17 protein-coding genes are annotated in these 20175 nt (G+C 52.0%); 13 read left to right on the top strand and 4 right to left on the bottom strand.

All coding sequences use genetic code 11. The features are described from left to right. Window positions 1-374: 374 nt before the first annotated feature. The 5 genes from sigK to NST44_RS27320 all read left to right on the top strand — a co-directional run bounded on the left by sigK (window position 375) and on the right by NST44_RS27320 (window position 6901). Window positions 375-1073 (top strand): RNA polymerase sporulation sigma factor SigK, encoded by a 699-nt coding sequence (gene sigK, locus NST44_RS27340; RefSeq protein ID WP_007129338.1) that lies wholly within the window; start codon window positions 375-377, stop codon window positions 1071-1073. A 214-nt stretch (window positions 1074-1287) separates the two neighbouring features. Then, window positions 1288-2844, top strand: a complete 1557-nt coding sequence (locus tag NST44_RS27335; protein ID WP_340901128.1) for a PucR family transcriptional regulator — start codon at window positions 1288-1290, stop codon at window positions 2842-2844. Window positions 2845-2986: 142 nt separating this feature from the next. After that, window positions 2987-4252 carry a cytosine permease gene (locus NST44_RS27330; protein ID WP_007129341.1) on the top strand — a complete coding sequence of 422 codons (1266 nt, stop codon included), beginning with the start codon at window positions 2987-2989 and terminating at the stop codon, window positions 4250-4252. Then, entirely contained in the window at window positions 4252-5355 is a 1104-nt protein-coding gene (locus NST44_RS27325; protein ID WP_007129342.1) for a DUF917 domain-containing protein, read from the top strand. Before NST44_RS27330 ends, NST44_RS27325 begins: the two co-directional genes overlap by 1 nt. Further along, window positions 5348-6901 carry a hydantoinase/oxoprolinase family protein gene (locus NST44_RS27320; protein WP_340901126.1) on the top strand — a complete coding sequence of 518 codons (1554 nt, stop codon included), beginning with the start codon at window positions 5348-5350 and terminating at the stop codon, window positions 6899-6901. Before NST44_RS27325 ends, NST44_RS27320 begins: the two co-directional genes overlap by 8 nt. Window positions 6902-6970: 69 nt before the next feature. On the opposite strand, the gene NST44_RS27315 is transcribed toward NST44_RS27320, so the two are convergent. Continuing rightward, the gene (locus tag NST44_RS27315) at window positions 6971-7246 is read right to left on the bottom strand and encodes a hypothetical protein (protein ID WP_007129344.1); all 276 of its coding nucleotides are present in this window, start codon (window positions 7244-7246) and stop codon (window positions 6971-6973) included. Between the two features lie 176 nt (window positions 7247-7422). Beyond that, complete coding sequence (locus tag NST44_RS27310) at window positions 7423-8268, bottom strand: sugar phosphate isomerase/epimerase family protein (RefSeq protein ID WP_040738439.1); 846 nt, start codon at window positions 8266-8268, stop codon at window positions 7423-7425. 288 nt (window positions 8269-8556) lie between these two features. Here NST44_RS27310 and NST44_RS27305 point away from each other — a divergent pair, with 288 nt between their 5' ends. Further along, the gene (locus tag NST44_RS27305; protein ID WP_007129346.1) at window positions 8557-9519 is read left to right on the top strand and encodes an acetylxylan esterase; all 963 of its coding nucleotides are present in this window, start codon (window positions 8557-8559) and stop codon (window positions 9517-9519) included. Window positions 9520-9666: 147 nt separating this feature from the next. Then, complete coding sequence (locus tag NST44_RS27300) at window positions 9667-10743, top strand: SDR family oxidoreductase (RefSeq protein ID WP_210095242.1); 1077 nt, start codon at window positions 9667-9669, stop codon at window positions 10741-10743. 145 nt (window positions 10744-10888) lie between these two features. Here NST44_RS27300 and NST44_RS27295 read toward each other — a convergent pair whose 3' ends face one another. Both NST44_RS27295 and NST44_RS27290 read right to left on the bottom strand, forming a co-directional pair. Then, the gene (locus tag NST44_RS27295; protein ID WP_028404356.1) at window positions 10889-11263 is read right to left on the bottom strand and encodes a winged helix-turn-helix transcriptional regulator; all 375 of its coding nucleotides are present in this window, start codon (window positions 11261-11263) and stop codon (window positions 10889-10891) included. Window positions 11264-11763: 500 nt separating this feature from the next. Then, entirely contained in the window at window positions 11764-12837 is a 1074-nt protein-coding gene (locus NST44_RS27290; RefSeq protein WP_028404355.1) for a M42 family metallopeptidase, read from the bottom strand. A 634-nt stretch (window positions 12838-13471) separates the two neighbouring features. On the opposite strand from NST44_RS27290, the gene spoVAC reads away from it, so the two are divergent. From spoVAC to NST44_RS27260, 6 genes are all read left to right on the top strand, one after another. Beyond that, window positions 13472-13963: a stage V sporulation protein AC gene (gene spoVAC / locus NST44_RS27285; protein ID WP_007129352.1), complete on the top strand. Its 492-nt coding sequence runs from the start codon at window positions 13472-13474 to the stop codon at window positions 13961-13963. Between the two features lie 6 nt (window positions 13964-13969). After that, entirely contained in the window at window positions 13970-14989 is a 1020-nt protein-coding gene (gene spoVAD, locus NST44_RS27280) for a stage V sporulation protein AD (RefSeq protein WP_007129353.1), read from the top strand. Next, a complete protein-coding gene (gene spoVAE / locus NST44_RS27275; RefSeq protein WP_007129354.1) occupies window positions 14989-15339 on the top strand; it encodes a stage V sporulation protein AE in 351 nt (116 codons plus the stop codon). The genes spoVAD and spoVAE overlap by 1 nt, the downstream gene beginning before the upstream one ends. A 179-nt stretch (window positions 15340-15518) precedes the next feature. Continuing rightward, complete coding sequence (locus NST44_RS27270) at window positions 15519-16475, top strand: AAA family ATPase (protein ID WP_007129355.1); 957 nt, start codon at window positions 15519-15521, stop codon at window positions 16473-16475. Between the two features lie 2 nt (window positions 16476-16477). After that, window positions 16478-17725: a DUF58 domain-containing protein gene (locus tag NST44_RS27265; protein ID WP_007129356.1), complete on the top strand. Its 1248-nt coding sequence runs from the start codon at window positions 16478-16480 to the stop codon at window positions 17723-17725. Beyond that, complete coding sequence (locus NST44_RS27260; protein ID WP_007129357.1) at window positions 17722-19935, top strand: DUF4129 domain-containing transglutaminase family protein; 2214 nt, start codon at window positions 17722-17724, stop codon at window positions 19933-19935. The genes NST44_RS27265 and NST44_RS27260 overlap by 4 nt, the downstream gene beginning before the upstream one ends. Window positions 19936-20175 lie beyond the last annotated feature (240 nt).

Below are 20175 nucleotides of genomic sequence, written 5' to 3'. Positions count from 1 at the left end.
TTCTGTAGCTCATTGGTGAGGTTCCTATTGCGAGACTCTCTGTTATGAAGCGCTGTATTGCGAAGCTCCCTACTATGAAGCTTTCTGTTGTGAAGCTCTCTAAGGAGCATCTCTTTTATTATGGACCTCCCCGGCATCACATGACGGCAAGACTGGAGCTCGCCTAGGCGAAGCCGAACGTCAGCTGGATGCAAATCGCGGTCCTTGCAGAACGCCAACAGACATGCCGAGCACCCGCTTCCTGATCGATTTTATTGGACGCATTTCCAAACGTACAGGCACTTCTGGGCCACAGCCTACATACAATGAGAAGACCGAGAACCGAGCGCGTATAGGGCCGGTTGCATTGTATTTTTCGCAGGAGGTGTCCTACAGTGCCTGGATTGTTTACCGCAATTGCTTTGTTCATTAAAGAGTTGACCCTGCTCGTTTCGTACGTGAAAAACAATGCGTTTCCCCAGCCCCTAACGGAGGATGAGGAAGCAAAGCATCTGCAGCGAATGGCCGAAGGCGACCCTCAATCGCGCAACAAACTGATTGAGCATAACCTCCGGCTGGTCGCGCATATCGTCAAAAAATTCGACAATACCGGCGAGGATTTGGAAGACTTGATTTCGATCGGGACGATTGGACTCATCAAGGCGATTGAAAGCTTCCGGCCGAATAAAGGCACGAAGCTGGCGACATTTGCTGCCCGTTGTATAGAAAATGAAATTCTGATGCATCTTCGTTCCTTGAAGAAGACGCGAAAAGACGTATCATTGCATGACCCGATAGGAACGGACAAAGAGGGAAATGAAATCACACTTATCGATATTCTCGGAAGCGAAGCGGATGATATCGTTGATGCGGTGCAGCTGAAGATTGAGAAGAGCAAAATTTACCGCAATCTTGATATTTTGGATGACCGGGAGAAGGAGGTCGTGATCGGGCGGTTTGGGCTCGAAGCTGGAGGCGAGGAGCGTACCCAGCGCGAAATCGCCAAGGAGCTCGGGATTTCCCGGAGCTATGTGTCCCGGATTGAGAAGCGGGCGCTTATGAAGCTGTATCATGAGTTTTATAAGAAAAAGTGATTTGAGGATCGGGCCATGCCCGGTCTTTTTTTGATTTTAAGTTTCATGCGGCGCTTTTTTTCCTGGTAGCAATCCAGCAGAAATCACTTTAAAATGTAAGACACGCAGCCAAGTATAAGCATCCCTTAATGACGGGATTATAACTTTGATCATTGGAACAAAAACAAAAAGAAGTGGTGAAACATATGGGGTAACCGTTAAAGATATACTGCAATTGCCTTCATTCCGGGGCGCCAAGGTGCTGACCGGACTGAACAGCCTTCATCGTACGGTCTCCTCATTATCCGTATTGGAGGTTTCCAACGCTGATTTTTCTTCTAAAATCGTCCGTTCCGTCCAAGAGGAGTGGTATGCGGAGGAAATTGTGATCAGCTCGTTATACTCCATCAAGGACAGTGTGGACAAGCAGTGCGAAGCGATTCAATACTTGATTAATCTCGGTGAAGTGGGACTGATTTTATATTATGTCGGAATTATTATTCCGAAGGTGCCGGAGGAAGTGCTGCAATTAGCCGAGTCCCAAAATTTTATTATCATCTGCATGCCGGAGAACGATTCCTCCTTGCGTTACAATGAAGTGATTTATGAAGTGATGGAAGCGATCGTGCTGGACAATCAGACGATCAATGATAATTTTGTCAATGAATCGCTGGAGAAGGTGTCGTACCTTCCGGAGCATTCGCGCAGCGTGGAGATTATGCTGAAATTGTTAGCCGACCGGCTGAAAGCCAACATTGTACTGACAAATACGAAGCTTGAGATCGTGAATCAAGTCATGTGGCCGCGTAACTCTACGCTGGATGTTGTTAAGATCATTCAGGAGCACGCGCCTCAAATGGCGAACGGCAGTGCCGGAGCGATGAGCTCCGACATCTCCTGCTTCGTTGATCATAAGGTTCTCCGTCAAAAGAACGGGGAGGCGCTGAATCTTTTTTTAATCAAAGAAAATTCGAAACTGCCGGGGAAGACGATCGATAAAATCAGCGAGGTCGTGCAGGTGGCTATCAATTTATGGGGAGACAAGCATAACGAGGTCAGCGAATATGCCTTAGTCAAGGCGATTATTAACGATGAAAGCGAAAAGATGCGGAGACTTGCCCATCTGCTGCATATCGATGTAGCGTCGATCCAAATGATGTGGCTCGTCTACATTCAGGATTTATCGGAGGAAAAACGCATCAAGGAGGAACTGTCGGAGCATCTCTCAAAATCCTATAAAACAGCGGTCATTCAAACGATCGATCATTGCATCATCGTGCTTCTGGGCAACTGCTCATATAAATACAATGAAGTTGAAGTGGCTGAAGAGTATATCGATACGACGAGCTTCCTGCCCTCTATATCCGAAATGGTGTACGCGCCGAGAATGAGGAATACGACGGATGTACGCAGGATGTATCAGCTCGTGAACCAAGTCGGGAAGAAAGTGCATCTTATATATCAAGAACGGAAAATGTTTGCGGCCGCAGAAATTCGCTCCATGAAGCGGGCGATCGACTTGAGCGTGCAAGGAGAAGAAGTCATTGAGGAATGGATGGCGGTGATCGCTCCTATTCTGGATGACCCTGAATCGGTTAGAACATTAACGATATTTCTTCTGGATGCGAAGGGGAATTTTGATGTCTGTGCCAAGCTCCTCTTTGTCCACAAAAACACCGTAAAGTACCGCATCAAGAAAATCAGCGAGCTGCTGGGCTACGATATCACGATGAATTCCGAATTTTACGATGTGTATCTGGCCTGCATGATCTACCGGTTAATCCATAACTAAGTCCAAGAATCCGAGGGTTTGTCGAAAATGACAAAAATTCGGATTTTTATTTTTATTTCGGAAAAAGACGCTTTGTCCCTCTTCTTTTACAATAAGAAAAATAGTTTTTGGTCACTCGATCAAGTGGAGGGAGCGGAATAGGATGAGCAATACAGAAAAAACGCAGTCTTGGTTCACGCTGGGGATCGTTTGGGCCGGCGCGATGATCAGCATACCGGGTCTCCTGGTAGGGAATACGCTCATCACCGGTATGAGCTTATCCCAAACCTTAGTGGTTACTTTGATCGGGTATGCCATTATCGTAGCCCTCATGATTTTACAGGGGATTCAAAGCACGGAGCTGGGCAAGTCGACCGTTCAGGTCGCGAGTCAGGTGTTTGGCAGCAAGGGATCCCGCACGATTCTTTCGATTATTTTGACGATTGCCTGCCTCGGTTGGTTTGGGATTCAGGCCAATGTGTGCGGCGCGGCGCTGGCAAATTTGTTGGCCGAGTTTGATATTGCGATTCCGGTCCCAATAGCCTCGCTGATCAGCGGCTTGGTGATGGTCGTTTCTGCAATGTACGGAATCAAAGTGCTGCGCGTGCTCAGTTATATTGCGGTGCCGCTATTGGTCGTGCTTTGCGTGTATGGTTTGGTCCAAGCGCTGAATGGAGAGGCGCTGCAGCTTATTTCGAACTACAGACCTGAGCAGAACATGAGCTTCATGGACGGGCTGGCGGTAACGATGGGCTCCTTTGCGCTCGGAGCGGTTATTGCCGGGGATTATTCGCAATTTTCCGCGAAGCGTTCCGATGTGTGGAAAGCCGCCCTCTTTGGGATTATACCGGCAGGCGTTCTGATGATTAGCGTAGGGGCCGTCTTGACGCTGGCTTACCAAACGAATGATGTTACGGCCGTCTTTTTGAACATCGCCACTCCGTTGATCGGCGGTATCGTGCTGATCCTGGCGGCTTGGAAGACCAATATGGTGAATGCGATCTCGGGCGGGTTTGCGTTGATCAATGTCTTTAACGTTTCCAAGGAAAAAGAAAAATGGGCGGTAGGCGCCGCCGGACTGATCGGGACGGTGCTTGCCGTCGTGGGCATTCTGGATTACTTTACGCCGGTCATGTCCGTGTTGTCGGCCATGGTGCCTCCCGTAGCGGGCGTCATGATTGCCGCTTATTGGGTGATGAACAAAGGGGATAAAAGCCGCTGGAAGGAAACGGAGGGCGTTAATCGACTGGGCGTTTTATCGTGGCTGATCGGTTCGGTCATTGCCTGCCTACCCGTCGTGTTGTCGTTTCTCCCCAGTTTACCGCAGGTATCTAATCAGCCGTTGATCGGCATTGTCATTTCATTTGTCATTTATGTGGTAGGATATCGCTTTACCGTTACAAAGTCTGTCATATTGGAGGAACACTGATGAGATATTTAGATAAAGCCTCGATTGAAAATATTGCGATTGGCGCTGCTTTCCTGGGAACAGGCGGTGGCGGAGACCCGTATATCGGAAAATTGATGGCGATTTCGGCTGTTGAGAAGAACGGGCCCGTCAAATTGTATTCGGTCGATGAAATCGGCGATGAAGACTTTTTTATTCCGGCAGCCATGATGGGAGCCCCTTCCGTATCATCCGAGAAATTTCCGAACGGAAGCGAGTTTGTGAAGGTCTTTCAGAAGCTGGCCCGGTATTTGGGAGAGGACAAAATCGCAGGCACATACCCAATGGAAGCGGGCGGCGTCAATTCGATGATCCCGATCGTCGTCGCGGCGCAGCTCGGTCTGCCGCTGATCGATTGCGACGGAATGGGCAGAGCCTTTCCCGAGCTGCAGATGGTGACATTTAACCTGGATGGAATCTCGGCAACGCCGATGGCGATTACGGACGAGAAAGGAAATATCGGCATTTTTGAAACGATTGATAACAAATGGACAGAACGCTTGGCCCGGGCAGCTACGGTCGAAATGGGGGCCAGCGCTTTGGTGAGCCTGTACCCGACGACCGGGGCTCAAATGAAGAGAAGCGGGGTCCATCATGTGGTTACGTTGTCTGAGCAAATCGGGGAGATTATTTCCTCGAACCATAGAGATGCGAAAGAAAAGCTGCATGAGCTTTTAAAGTTGGTGTCCGGCTACGAGCTGTTCCAAGGAAAAATCGTCGATGTGATCCGTGAAACCAAGGGAGGCTTTAATCTCGGCAAAATGAATCTGGAAGGCATCGAAGCCCACAAAGGCGGCAATATGAAGGTTCATTTTCAAAATGAGAATCTCGTTGCCGAAAGGGACGGTCAGGTTGTCGGCATGACCCCGGACTTGCTCTGTCTGGTTGATTATGAAACGTTAACGCCCGTCACGACCGAGAGTCTGAAGTATGGCAAGCGCGTGCGGGTAATCGGACTTCCGGCGCATGAAAAATGGAGAACGGATAAAGGAATCCAAACGGCGGGACCCCGGTACTTTGGATATGATTACGATTATGTTCCGATTGAAGAACTGGTGAAAAAGGCGGTGGCTGATCATGTATAGAATCGGAATCGATGTGGGCGGAACGAATACGGATGCCATTATTTTGGACGAGCTTCATCAGTTGGTTCACTCCGTAAAATCTCCAACCAGTCTGGACATCCAGACAGGGATCGAAGCATCGCTTAGGAAATTGCTGCAGGAATCAAGCATCGATAAAACTCAAATTACGCATGCCATGCTTGGCACGACGCAATGCACCAACGCGATTGTGGAACGTAAAAAGCTGGCGACGGTCGGCGTCATTCGCCTAGGCTATCCTGCAACGGCTTCCGTTCCTCCGTATACGGCTTGGCCGGACGATATGGTTGAGAAGCTGTCGGGAAATTACGCTCTAGTTCATGGGGGATATGAATACGATGGTCAAGTGCTCGGCGAAGTCGATGAGGATGAAATTCGCGAGCTGTTGGCAGCATGGCGTGGAAAAGTCGAGTCCATCGCGGTCATCGGCGTATTTTCCTCCATCAAGAACGACCAGGAGCTAAGTGTCCGCGATCTTATTCACGAGGTATATGGAGAAGATTATCCGGTTTCCTGCTCTTCCCTGATCGGCTCCGTCGGACTCATTGAACGTGAGAATGCGACCATCTTGAATGCGGCGTTGTGCAAGGTGATCGAGACGACCACCCAAGGGTTCGTAAACGCCTTGGAGGAGGAAGGAATTACGGATGCGGCTGTGTATTTATGTCAAAATGACGGCACATTAATGTCTATTGATTACGCCAAACAGTTTCCGATCCTCACGATCGCCTGCGGCCCGACGAACAGCATTCGCGGTGCTTCTTATTTGGCGAAGATCAAAGACACGATGGTGCTGGACGTCGGCGGTACGACTTCGGATATCGGCGTTCTGCAGGATGGATTCCCGAGAGAGTCGTCGGTTGCCGTGGAAGTCGGCGATATCCGTACCAATTTCCGAATGCCGGACATTATCTCCGTTGGACTGGGCGGAGGCAGTATTGTCCGCGTGGACGAAAGCGGCAAGATCTCGGTCGGACCCGACAGTGTCGGCTACAGGATCGGCGACGAAGCGCTTGTCTTTGGCGGCAGCACGCTGACAACCACCGATATCGCCGTCCGGCTGGGACTGGCCGATGTAGGCGACAAGCGATTAGTGTCCCATATAGAGGAGGCGTTTGCGAAAGCGGTGCAGGCCGAAATTTCTGCAATCGTCGAGCAAGCGATCGATAAAATGAAGACCTCCTCGGAAGACGTTCAGCTCGTTCTTGTCGGCGGCGGCAGCATTATTATCCCGGATTCGATTCGGGGAGTAGCCAGCATGATGAAAGTGGAGAACGGAAGTGTAGCCAACGCCATCGGGGCGTCCATTGCTCAAATCAGCGGGCAATATGAACAGATTTATATTTATGCGCGGAAACCGCGCGAGGCTTGTCTGAAGGATGCGGAGGCAAAAGCGGTCAAGCAGGCCAAACTGGCCGGTGCGGACTCGGATACGATCGAATTGGTTGAAGTGGAAGAAACCCCGCTCGCCTATCATCCTGAGAATGCGACAAGATTAAGAGTGAAAGTTGTCGGGAAAATGAAATAGGAACGTGAAACAGCCGGCCCCCTTGCATGATTTACATCAAGGGGGCCGGCTGTTTGGCTTTGGAGTTGATCAGGACTCTTCCTGATCGAATTCGGTCTGAATGATTTGATCCTCGGACGGATAGTCGCGCTTCAGCTCCTGATGAAGCTCCCGATTTTCATAGTCGAAGCTGTTCGGCGGCCGCTGATCGGCTCTCCACGGGCTGCTCTTGCCAAGCGATTCCGTCATCAGGCTTGAGCCGAAAGGACCTTCGGGAAACTCTTCCGCAGTCAGATCGTTGCGCTGGGACTCTACGGTCGACAAATCCGTATACTCATCTCGTTCTTCCTTCTTAAACCGGTTCATAGCGAAGCCTCCTGAATGGTACCTGATATACCGACAGTGTCCCCTGTGATCCCGGAAATCATGCGGAAAAACCGCGGCCAATCTGAAACCAACAGCGATTGTAGGATCATTTTACGTACTTGCCCTGACATCCATTCATTGTTCACTTATATAGTGACGCTCGGGCATCCGGTGCTTTATTGCTGTATCAACCCTGCAGCCTGGAACACCCGATCAAAAGCAGTGCGTGATCTGATGACAAGCTCTTCAGGCGAAGCCGTCGGCTGGGCAGCGGTCAATATCTCTTGGCTGACTGGCCCTGCATACCCGATATCGTTCAGCGCGCGAAGGAAGCCTGCCAAATCGATGACTCCCTCACCTGGATACAGCCGATCATTATCGAGGACGTCCTGCACCGGAATATCCTTGGCGTCATTAATATGAACATGAACAATCTGGTCCGCACGCAGCTGGCGGATGTCCGACACGCTCATTTCATTGGTGTACCAGTGGTAAGCATCATACAGAAGCCCGACATTCGGTTCGCCGATGGCATCGATCCAATCCAGCGTTTCCTGAACGGTCCAGATGAACGGATGCTTCCACTGCGTGCGCAGATGATGCGGCCCGACGAATTCCAGTCCCAGCCGAATGCCGTAAGCGCCCAGAATATTGGCGCAGCTGCGAAGGCGCTTGGTTGCCACAGCCATGAAATGCGCAGCCGGCGCATCCGTGGAAGGAAGAATGTATGTACAGCAGCGAGTGCAGCCCAAGGCAGCAGCCGCGGCTGCTGCGGACGGAAGCTTCTCCAGCCCTTCCAGGAACTGCTCATCCGTTCCTCTCCACTCCACAGGCAATCCGATGGCGCCGATTTGAATATTGCTCGCCTGCAGCAGCGCTGCCGCCTCTTCTGTTCCCAAACGGTCCACCAAACTTTTCGCATCTAAATCCACGCAATCAAAACCGTAGCGGGAAGCGAGTTCGATAAGCTGTAAATCGCTTTCAAGTTTTCCGATTCCTGCAGTTGTTAATCCTTGAAGCATTTCTATCGTCTCCAATCTCTTAAAGTTCATTTCTATTATAGTTATGTTTTCGCCCATAAATCTATCAAACCTTCTTATTAGGAGATTTAAAGTTGAGTTAAAGACATCGAATTTTATATCGGGCAGAGAGGGAATGCAAACCAAGGTGCCGAAATACTCTTGTTATAGAGACTCCCGAGGGTGCGTATTATTACTGATTTCACTGGGGCGCATATCAATCGGGACGATCGTACAGTAAACGATGAATCGTGAAACAAGCGACGGTAAAGGAGACGAACAACCAAACCAATGAATACCATACAGATTCGCAAGAGGGAACTTAACAACTGCCGTCCCGAACCGACGATGAACGAGGACGAGCTGAATCGATTCTGGGATCATTATCTCCATGTATACGCAGGCTCGCCGCTTCAAATCGATAGTGAGCCGGAAGAAACGCCGTATCCCCATATGAAGGTGTCCAAGGTGACATACCGCGGCTTTGACCAGACACCGATCCATGCCTGGTACATAACGCCTGCGGATTCCAATGAATCGTCCAAACGGCCTTGCGTCATTACCTTTCCTGGATATTCCGGAGACCGAGGGCTTCCGGAGCGATATGCCCATTGGCTGATGCTCGGCTATTCCGTGCTGGCAGCTGATGTCCGGGGCCAGAGCGGAGAGACGGGAAATCTGCTGCCCCTGGATGGCGGCGTCGTGAAGGGCTGGGTATCCCAGGGCATTACCGACATTCATCGATCCTACTATATGGCGATGGCCATCGATACCGTAAGAGCCGTCGATGCTGCCCTGGCACAGCCTGGGGTAGATCCTGCCAAAATCGCCGTCGTCGGGGGAAGCCAGGGAGGCGGCCTTGCGCTCCTTGCCGGGGCATTGCATCCGAAGGTGGCGGCAATCGTGGCCGACATTCCGAATCTGTGCAGAATGGATTACGGGGTGCTGCACTCGGCCAGCTCATTGACGGAAATCGCCCAGTATATCAAGCGTTATCCGGATCTGCTGGATCCTATTCTGTATCATCTGGCTCATTTCGACATCCTGAATCTTGCCCCAAGAATCAAAGCGCCGGTCATGGTTTCTGTCGGCTGGAAGGATACGGTATGCATGCCGGAGACCATCTACGCAGCTTATAACCGGATTGAGGCACCTAAGGAAATACGGGATTATCCGTTCTCCGGGCATGAGGTGAATGAGTATCAAAAGAGGGAAGCGGTACTCTTTCTGGAGCGGGTCTTGGGGAAAGCTTAAGTCAACATATTTCTTAGCTAAAAGGGCTGGTACTGCTTAAACGTTACCAAAAAGTAATTACATCACTTCAAAGTGCGTACTTCTCAAGCAGAACCCTAACGTGCAAAATGACATTAATCAATACATGACGTTAGGAGATGCGCTTATATGAATACGGATCAACGTTCACATCATTCGCTAAAAACGGCTTTGGTTGTAGGGGCCAACGGGGTGATTGGCCGCAACCTCATCGAGTACCTTGCGACGCTTCCCGACTGGGATATCATCGGCGTATCGCGCCGAGGCGGGGAGTCCACGAACCGCGTTCGTTATGTATCGGCCGACCTGCTGGACCGGGAGGATACGGCCGCCAAATTAAGCGGCTTGACCGAAGTGACGCATATTTTCTATGCGGCATACCAGGATCGGCCGACGTGGGCCGAGCTCGTCGCGCCGAATTTGGCCATGCTCGTCCATGTCGTGGAAGCGATCGAGCCCGTTGCCGCTAACCTGCAGCATGTAAGCCTAATGCAGGGCTACAAAGTGTACGGCGCTCATCTCGGTCCATTCAAGACGCCGGCCCGGGAGACGGATGCGAACCATATGCCGCCGGAATTCAATATCGATCAGCAGAACTTCCTCGAGGAACGGCAGAAGGGCAAAGCTTGGACCTGGTCAGCGCTGCGTCCCTCCGTTGTCAGCGGTTTCGCTCTTGGAAACCCGATGAATCTGGCCATGGTCATTGCCGTATATGCGTCGATTTCGAAAGAGCTTGGCATTCCCCTGCGTTTTCCCGGTAAGCCGGGAGCCTATCACAGCCTGCTGGAGATGACCGATGCCGGTCTGCTTGCCAAGGCGACCGTTTGGGCGGCAACCGATGAACGCTGCGCCAATCAAGCCTTCAATATTGCGAACGGGGACCTGTTCCGGTGGAACGAGTTATGGCCGAAGATTGCGCAGTATTTCGAGATGGAAACCGCACCGCCTCTGCAGATGAATCTGGAAACGGTCATGGCAGATAAGGAGCCGGTCTGGAATCGCATGGTTGAGAAGCATGGGCTTGCGAAGCACTCTTACCAAGAGGTCTCATCCTGGAAATTCGGCGATTTCGTGTTCTCCTGGGACTATGATTTCTTTGCGGACGGCTCAAAGGCCCGCCGCTTCGGTTTTCATGAGTATGTCGATACGGAAGCCATGTTCCTGAATATCTTTGACGAGCTCCGGCGTCGCAAGGTCATTCCATAAACACCGGGCAGTAACTGAAGCTCCCGAAACAAGGCAGCCGAGAGCGCTTCTTCCGTTCACCTCGTCACAACCAGAACATGAACGGTAATTCCGTTTTCGGATTGCACAAGAGAGCCGGCTATATTAGCCGGCTCTGTTCTGCTTGTTAATGCGATTCCTCAAGCAGCGGCTTTTCCAGAACGGTTGCGGACTCGCCGTATTTTCGCTCGATATGAGCATCTCCCCATCGGCACATCAGATGCAGAATTTCCTTTAAGCTCCAGCCATACTCGCTCAGTTCATACTCCACCTTGGGCGGAACCTGATTATAAATTTTACGTACGATAATGCCCTCCTCTTCCAGCTCACGCAGATGCTGTGTCAGCATTTTCTGGGTGATTTGGGGAATCAGGCTTAACAATTCGCTATTGCGTCTTTTCCCGAAAGTAAGATGAAAAAGAATGACCGGTTTCCACTTTCCGCCGATGACCTCCAGCGTCGCTTCCACCGCGGTGTTGTACACTTTTTCCTTATGCTCCATGATAAGCCTCGCTCCCTTCGACCAAGATATGATATTTACCAGCGATTTCCGAACTCGCGCTTTACTTCCTCCACTATAACATGAACTCCTTCATCCATCTGATCCGATCTTGCTTTGGAAATGCTGATACATATGAACTTCTCCTGCACTCGGCAATGGACAGGAAGAACGGCTTGCCGACATTGGACTGTCACCGGTTCCATGGACCACTACGCCAACTCTCCAGGTCTTCCGCTTGTCTCCTATTTCGCATGTTCAATTGCCCCATGACTTCTCTTTCTCTCACTGTAATACCAGCCAGCCAGGCACATTTCAATGTTTCTTCCCAATTTCACCGGACAGCAGATTCTTGCCAACGCAAAAACACCTCCAAGATTGTCCCCATATCTTTCGACACGGATCCTTCTCTTGAAGGTGTTTAATTTGCCTTACGCTATGGGGTCAGTCCCGTTTAGTGGAGGCTGGCTTTATCCCTTTTGATTTAGTTAGTCCGTTTACGGTTAAGCCCGGTCCAGAATCGTTTGGAGGGTCGTCCGGTCGAGCCCTTTTACCAGCTTGATCAGAAGCTCCTTGGCTGCTTCGTAGTCATCCGTGTGGATGATGGACGACGAGGTATGGATATACCGGGAGCAAATGCCGATGATCGTAGATGGAACCCCGATGCCGCTTAAGTGAACTTGCCCGGCATCCGTTCCGCCCGGCGATACGAAGTACTGATATTTGATCTTATTCGTCTCTGCCGTATCCTGCACGTATTCCACCATGCCGCGATGCGTCAGCATCGTCGGATCGAAGATGCGGAGCAAGGCCCCTTGTCCGAGCTGGCCGAATTGGCTCTTGTCGCCCATCATATCGTTTGCCGCGCTTGCATCAAGGCCGAAGAAAATGTCGGGCTGGATCAAGTTGGCTGCAGTCCGCGCGCCGCGAAGTCCGAGCTCTTCTTGAACGGTGGCTCCGGCATAAACCGTATTCGGAAGCTTCTCTCCGTGAAGAGCTTGAACGAGCTCGATGGCCAGGCCGACGCCGTATCGGTTATCCCATGCCTTAGCCATGATTTTTTTTGGATTGGCCAGCGGAGTAAATTCGCAGATCGGCACGATCTGCTGCCCCGGACGGATGCCGAACGATTCCGCCTCCGCTTTGTTGTCCGCGCCGATGTCGATATACATGGATTTGATATCGACCGGCTTGCTGCGCTGTGCTTCGTCCAGCAGGTGGGTCGGGATGGAGCCGACGACCCCGATAATCGGCCCGTTGTCGGTAATAATCTGCAGGCGCTGAGCCAGAACGGCCTGGCTCCACCAGCCGCCCAGCGGCTGAAAGCGCACCATGCCCGCTTCCGTAATGCCGGTTACCATGAAGCCGACCTCATCCATATGCCCGGCGACCATGACTCTCGGACCTTCGTCGTTCCCGCGCAGTACAGCAAACAGGCTGCCGAGCCGATCCTGTACAAATTCTTCGGTATATGGGGAGAGTGCATTTTTTACCCAAGCGCGCAGCTCTCTTTCAAAGCCCGGCGCAGCCGGAAATTCAGTAAGCGTCCGAAACAATTCGCGTGTAGATTCATTCATAGGCTATTCGCTCCTTTGGAAAAAGGTATGTATGAGTTCATCCTATTTAGTATGCCCCTATATACCGCAAAAGTCTACATTACAAGCTATGAAACAATCGCGGCTTGCTCAGGAAAAATAGATCGTCCAAGCACCAAATGATTCCCGAAGAATACGCTGGAATAAAACATGTCAATGAGTCATGGACAGGGGAAGGGCGAAGAAATATGGGCGAATACGGGGTGGGATCGTACGGCCGGCAAGCTGAATTCGGCGAGTTTCTGCTCATTATCATTCTTTTCATACTGCTCGTCATATTGCTGAATTACTTTTTGATTTAATGGGCGAAATGGTTACGGTACATTTATGCTAAATTCAATCAAGCAACTACGATCGGCAGCTTTCCGGTTACGGAAGGCTGTCTTTTTGCATTTATGCTTGCCCATGAGAGCCGTACCACCGTGGCGGCCGTTTGCGCCCTGATGACGGAATCGTTCAAAACAGCATGACACCGCGCGGCTTTTGCATTAAGGATGATTTTCCAAACATAAAGGAAGTTCGTTCAAAGCATAATGATTATCGAGTGATATCCATAATGGCTTTCCGAGGCTGGTTGAAGAATCCATACTTAAATATTCAGCGGAGGTGTAACCAAATGTCCGGTTCCAACAACCAAAAGCCCAAGTCTGATATCAGTACCATGAGCTCGGCCGAATATCAGGCGATTGCGAAGAAGCATGAGCCTCCCCGCGCCGTATTTAAAAACTGTATACGCGCCTTTTTGGTCGGAGGCCTCATCTGTTTGATCGGTCAATGCATTCAGCGCTTTTTCATGACCGTGTTCGATATGAGCACGAAGGAAGCGAGCAACCCGACGGTGGCCGTTCTTATTATCATTTCCGTCATTTTGACCAGCTTTGGCGTATACGACAAAATTGCCCAATGGGCCGGTGCGGGAAGCGCGGTGCCGGTTACGGGTTTTGCCAACTCCATGTGTTCGGCCGCTTTGGAGCACCGGGCAGAGGGACTGGTCCTTGGAGTGGGAGCTAGCATGTTTAAGCTTGCCGGCTCCGTGATCGTGTTCGGTACCGTTGCGGCGTTTATTATCGGCATCATATACGCCGTGCTCGGCATCGGGGGGAGGTAACGCGAGATGAAGATCATCGGTCAAACGTGGCAGTTCGAGAACAAACCGGTCATTATCGGCACCGGTACGATTGTCGGACCTGAAGAGGGAGAGGGGCCGCTGGCGGAAGACTTCGATTATATATACGACAACATCGAGATCAATGAGAAAACATGGGAGAAGGCGGAACGTAAGCTGCTGGAGGACGCTTCACGGAAAGCTGCGGAGAAGGCCGGGATTAAGGAGGATCAGCTTCAGTTCTTTGTAGGCGGAGACCTAATGAACCAAATTATCAGCAGCTCCTTCGCAGCAAGGCAGCTTGGCGTTCCGTATCTCGGCGTTTTCGGCGCCTGCTCCACCTCCATGGAGAGCCTTGCGGTCGCTTCGATGATCGTGGATTCGGGCTCCGCGAAATATGTGATGGCAGGCACGGCGAGCCATAACTGTACGGTGGAGAAGCAGTTCCGTTATCCGACGGAATACGGCTCGCAAAAGCCTCCGTACGCCCAGTACACCATAACGGGAGCAGGCTGCTCCGTCGTCTCCAGCGAGGGGGACGGACCGCGCGTCACATACGCCACGATCGGGAAGGTCGTCGACCTGGGCATCAAGGATCCCTTCAATATGGGAGCCGCCATGGCCCCCGCTGCGGCCGATACGATTACGAAGCATTTTAAAGATACCGGCAGACAAGCCAAAGATTATGATTTGATCGTGACCGGCGACCTGGCATCCGTCGGCCTGCCGATTGCCAAGGATCTTCTGAAGCAGAACGATGTCATCATGGACGGCACGGTTTTTGCCGATTGCGGTCTGATGATTTACGATCTGGAAAAACAGAAGTACGTGAATGCTGGCGGCAGCGGCTGCGGCTGCTCAGCCGTTGTGACTTACGGCCATATCTTGAACCGGATGCGTAAAGGAGAACTGAACAAGGTGCTGGTCGTTGCTACGGGTGCCCTGTTGTCGCCGCTGTCATACCAACAAGGCGAGAGCATCCCGTGCATTGCTCATGCAGTAGCTATAGAGACGGGAGGAAGCAACTGATGCAGTTTTTATGGGCTTTTATCATTGGCGGTTTGATCTGCGTTATCGGACAAATCATGATGGACGTTATAAAGCTGACCCCTGCGCATACGATGAGCACCCTCGTCGTGGCCGGCGCAATTGCCGACGGGTTCGGCCTGTATGAACCGCTTGTCAAATTTGCCGGGGCCGGAGCCTCGGTTCCGATCACCAGCTTCGGCAACTCTCTGGTTCACGGAGCTTTGACAGAGCTGGAGCGGGACGGCTGGATCGGGGTCGTGACGGGGATATTCGAAGTAACGAGTGCAGGGATATCCTCGGCGATCATATTCTCTTTTCTTGCTGCGCTTTTGGTGAGGCCAAAAGGCTAATGTTATAGCTGTTCAGACATCTATGCTGCCCTGGTTAAACAACCAGGGTTTTTTGCTGTTTAAAGCAAGTCTGGCGTTGGTTAAGGAACAAAATATGGCTGCGAATGTACTCTGCGACCTCGATCATGTACAATAGTACTAAATTAAGTATTTATTCCCTTACAGGAGGTTAGTCATACATGCCCGTAAGCCAAGAATCCATGAAAATCATTTCCTCGGTGCGATCCAATCTGGAGTCGTGCCTGCTAGGCAAAGAATTCGAGATCCAATTGCTCCTTACGGCGCTGCTCGCTGGTGGACATGTTCTGATCGAGGATGTACCGGGAACGGGAAAAACGCAATTGATCAAAGCACTGGCTAAATCCATGCAGGGAGATTACCGGCGTATTCAATGCAATCCGGACATTCTTCCGAGTGATATAACAGGGGTATCCGTATTTCACCCCCGAGATGAAATGTTTTATTTCCGGCCGGGACCTGTCATGACCAATATTTTGCTCGCAGATGAGATTAACCGGGCCACGACGAAGACGCAGTCCGCTCTGCTTGAAGTCATGGAAGAGCGCAGCGTGACCGTGGACGGGGAGACGCATGAGCTTCCGCATCCGTTCATGCTGTGCGCCACCCAGAACCCGATTGATTTCGAGGGAACCTATATGCTTCCGGAGGCGCAGCTTGACCGTTTCATGCTGAAGCTAAGCCTGGGATATCCCGATGCGGCAACCGAGAAGCAGCTCATGTATGCCTCGAAGGACGGACAGCTGTCGGATAGGCTGAAACCTGTGACGCATATGGATACCGTCTCCGCAATTCAGCGCGAGATTCGCGACATATTTATCGGCGAACCGGTTGCCGATTACTTGTTGAACATCACCCGCTCAACGCGGGAGCACCCTTCCGTCATGCTGGGCGCAAGCCCGCGGGCAACGCTGTCCTTCATGAATGCGGCCAAAGCCTTTGCCTTCCTTCAGCAGCGTGACTACGTGCTGCCTGATGATGTGAAGACGCTTGCCCCTTACGTCCTCTCACACCGGATTATGCTGCGTCCGGAAGCACGGCTCGATAATGCAACGCCCGAATCGGTGCTGGACTTTATTTTGCGACAGGTTAAAGTGCCTGTTCAAATGGGGAGATAAGCATGCGGCGCGCCGTTTCCGTATTTCTAAATGGCATGCAGCCGTCCAGACTGGCAGCGGTATTGACGGTTTGGTGCTTATGTCTTTTGTACGTGTTGTTTCAAGGAGGGAAAACCTCTCTCATGCTCTTTTCCATGGTCAGCCTCTTATCCGTATATGTCATCGGAGCGGGCTTTGGCGGGGTGAGGCGCGTAAAGGCGAAGCGCAACATTCTCGGTGACCGGGATCGCCGCGATCAGCTTCATGCCGGGGAGCAGGTGCGCGTTCGGCTCGATGTGAACGTCCCCGGGTTATTGCCGATGCCGTATTTGGTCGTCAAGGAAGTGCTGCAAAGACATAACGGCGATTCATGGTCATTCGAAGACAGCATTATCCCGAACATGCGCGGTGCCGGGGTGCTCGTATTCCAGACTCCGCCTCTCGAGCGGGGGCGGTATGCGTTCGCCGGGACGGAATGTATCAGCGAGGATATCTTCGGCATCATGGAGCATCGGGGACGGATCGAAGTGAACACGGAATTTAGGGTCCTCCCAAGGACGGTTTATATTCCGAAATGGAACCGGAATATCCATAGATCCCGGCTCGGCGGTACGCATACAACAGTATCTGCCTCAAGGCGGGAGACGACTCAAATTAATGGGGTGCGCGATTATGTTTATGGCGATCGGATTTCGCGGATTCACTGGAACGCGACGGCGAAGACCGGTTCGTGGAAATCCAAGGAGTTCGAGCATGAATCCTTTCCCAAGACGCTGATCGTCCTGGATGGCGCCCAGAATGCTTATGTGAGCGATCAGCAATTCGAGGTTGCCGTATCTGCTGCCGCTTCGCTGATTGAATATGGTGCGAAGGAGCATGCGGGAACGGGTTTGTTTACGGCCACAGAGGAAGGCAAGCTGTTTCCTCCGACGGAGCAGGCAGGGGAACGTATGCGCATGATTCAGCATTTGGTCGATGTGGATTACAACCGCAAGGGCAGCCTGATTGCAGAGCTAGAACGCTCCTACCGCCATTTCCCGCAGGGAGCCGTGCTCCTGCTCATCAGTCCGATGAGCGGCAGGGAGGCGTCCGAAGTCCTACGCTGGGTGGAAGCCAGAGGCATGAATCCATGCTTTCTGCAAATCATGAATCCCGGCGGCAAGCCGCTTCGCGATGAATCGATCTCGATCCTGAGGTCGCGGGGGATTTCATGTTACTCCGTCTCATCGCTTGAGGAGCTGCCTGCTGCGTTGGGAGGTGGAGTCGCTTGAAGCTGTGGCTTGATAAGCTGTCAACGACATTTTTTAATACGCTGACGGTGCTGTGGATTTGGATCATCGGCATGCAATGGGTATCCTTCACGGAATCCATCTGGCTGTCGGAGACGACGGCGATTGTAATCGCCGCCATTACCATTACCGCGGTGATTGAAGCGCTGATACCGCTTAAGCAGGTGTTTAGGCTTGTATTGCAATTCCTATTGATTCTGTACAGCGTGTTTAAGCTGCTGGAAGCCGGCGGCAGGCCGGTGCCTTCATTCGGACCGGATACGGTATTATCCGATGAACTGATGTATTTATTCCCGTATTTATGGTTCGCTGTTGCAGCGTGGGCAATTTTCGTCTTTATATTTCTCTGGGCGAAGACCAAGCGGCGCATTCTGTTTGTTGTCGGATTGAACGTGATCGGCCTTGCGGTTCTGGATTCGTTCACGAAGGTCACTCTATGGGATGAGACGGCATGGGTAGCCGGAGCAGGCATGGGCTGGCTCGTGACGAACCACTTCAACCGCTTTCGCAGACGGTTCCCGCAGGGATGGGTTAACTTATCCAGATCTCCGTTTAAAATCATTGCCAACATTCTCGTCATCTTCTCGCTCATTATCGTTGCCGGTGTCAATATGCCGCACATCAATCCGACGCTGACCGACCCTTATACGGCATGGAGGGAATGGAGCGGAGTGCCATTGTCCGGCGTCAGCACGAGCGGTACCGGTACCTTGATCGAAGCTCCGGTAGAGAGCTCGTCCGGATATGGAAGAGGCGATAACGATCTGGGCAGCGGCTTCAACTTTGATTACTCCCCGGTGATGTCGGTTAGCTCGGAGGAGCGCAGTTATTGGCGCGGGGAGACAAGGGCCGTTTACTCCGGAACAGGCTGGGCCGACCGGAGCGGAAGACGCTCGGGGGCCGATGTAGGGATCGGGGAGAGCCTTCCCGATGAGGAGGCAAGCTCCATGCCGACCAAGACCGTGAAGCAAACGGTCACGATGCTGAACGATACCGAGTATCCGGTCCTATTCGGAGCTTATAAGATCCATGAGGTTCAAATGCTGGATGAGGTTATCGATCCGGAGCGTCTAAGCTGGGTATCTGAAGGGGCTGAGCTGCATCTGCAGGGGGGACGAAACGGCGATTACCCGAAAAGCTATACGCTGGTATCGGAGGTTCCCGTCATTCCACTTGAAGAGCTTAGGGGCAAAACCTACAGTCAACTGTACAACGGTTCCGTGGATGATGCCTATCTCCAGATCCCAAGAAACTTTCCCGACCGCGTAACCGATTTGGCCAAGCAAATCACGGAATCGGCAGAAACGCCGTATGATAAGGTCATTTTGCTGCAACAATACTTACAGAGCAACTACTCATATACCAATACACCTGATCTGTCGCGCAAGCAAAGCGAGGATTTTGTGGACAGCTTCCTGTTTGAAGTCCGGGAGGGCTATTGCGATTACTTCTCCACCGCAATGGTGATGATGACCCGATCGCTGGATATCCCTGCACGCTGGGTAAAAGGCTATGCGCCCGGAAGCAGCTCAGTCAGCGAATACATCCCGATGGACGGGCAGAGTCCGGTCAGCAGCGGGACCTATACGGTAACGAATGCCGACGCGCACTCATGGGTCGAGGTCTACTTCGGCGAGTACGGCTGGATTCCGATTGAGGCGACACCTGGCTTTAGTATGCCGCTCCTTACAGGTCAGCCTGAAGCTGAGCCAGTGGTTCAAGAAGAGGTTGAAGAAGAGGAACAGGAAGAGGCGGAGACGACACCTGCCGCTGCATCGGATGATCAATCTTCCGGATGGTGGAAAGGCATCGGCATTGCGGCAGCTGTTGTGATTGCGCTGTGGATCTTTTACATTCTGTGGAGAATGCGCATTAATCTGCGCTTTGCCGGGGCGCGGCTCCGTGCAGGGAAGCCGCTGTCCGCTGCGGACAAGGTCATTGCGGAGACCGAGCGATGGCTGCGGTCGGTGCAGCGGAAAGGATTGGTCCGTCAGGACAGCGAGACGCTGCGCGAGTCGGTTCGCCGCTGGAGCGAGGCCAATCCATTGCTGGAGCCGCAGCTGAAGCCGCTGCTGCAGCAGTTCGAAACAGCCCGCTATAGTCCGGCAGAGGTATCGGAGGAGCAGTGGCGTCTTGTCCAAGCCGATGCGGAAGTCCTCAAGAAAATGATTCGGAAGGTTCGTCTGGCTTAAAGAGGAGCTCGGCAGTTCTTATCCATGTGAAGAGGGATGCCTGCCTTCAACGGGCTTGATCCCGGAAGACGGTATTATTCTGATCTTAACCGGCATCGGTAAATGCATAGGCCGCCCGAGTCCTTTTTAGTGGGATGACGGTGGTCTTTTGCTGAACATTTCGGCATCAGCGATTCAAGTGCTTTTGTTCGTGATTATTTTTACTACGGAACCGGATTATGGTATAGTTTTTCGTATGAA

This window comes from Paenibacillus sp. FSL W8-0919 (assembly GCF_038003785.1).
Taxonomy (GTDB): domain Bacteria; phylum Bacillota; class Bacilli; order Paenibacillales; family Paenibacillaceae; genus Paenibacillus_AQ; species Paenibacillus_AQ lactis.
This window is presented reverse-complemented; position numbering and strand designations above follow the sequence as displayed.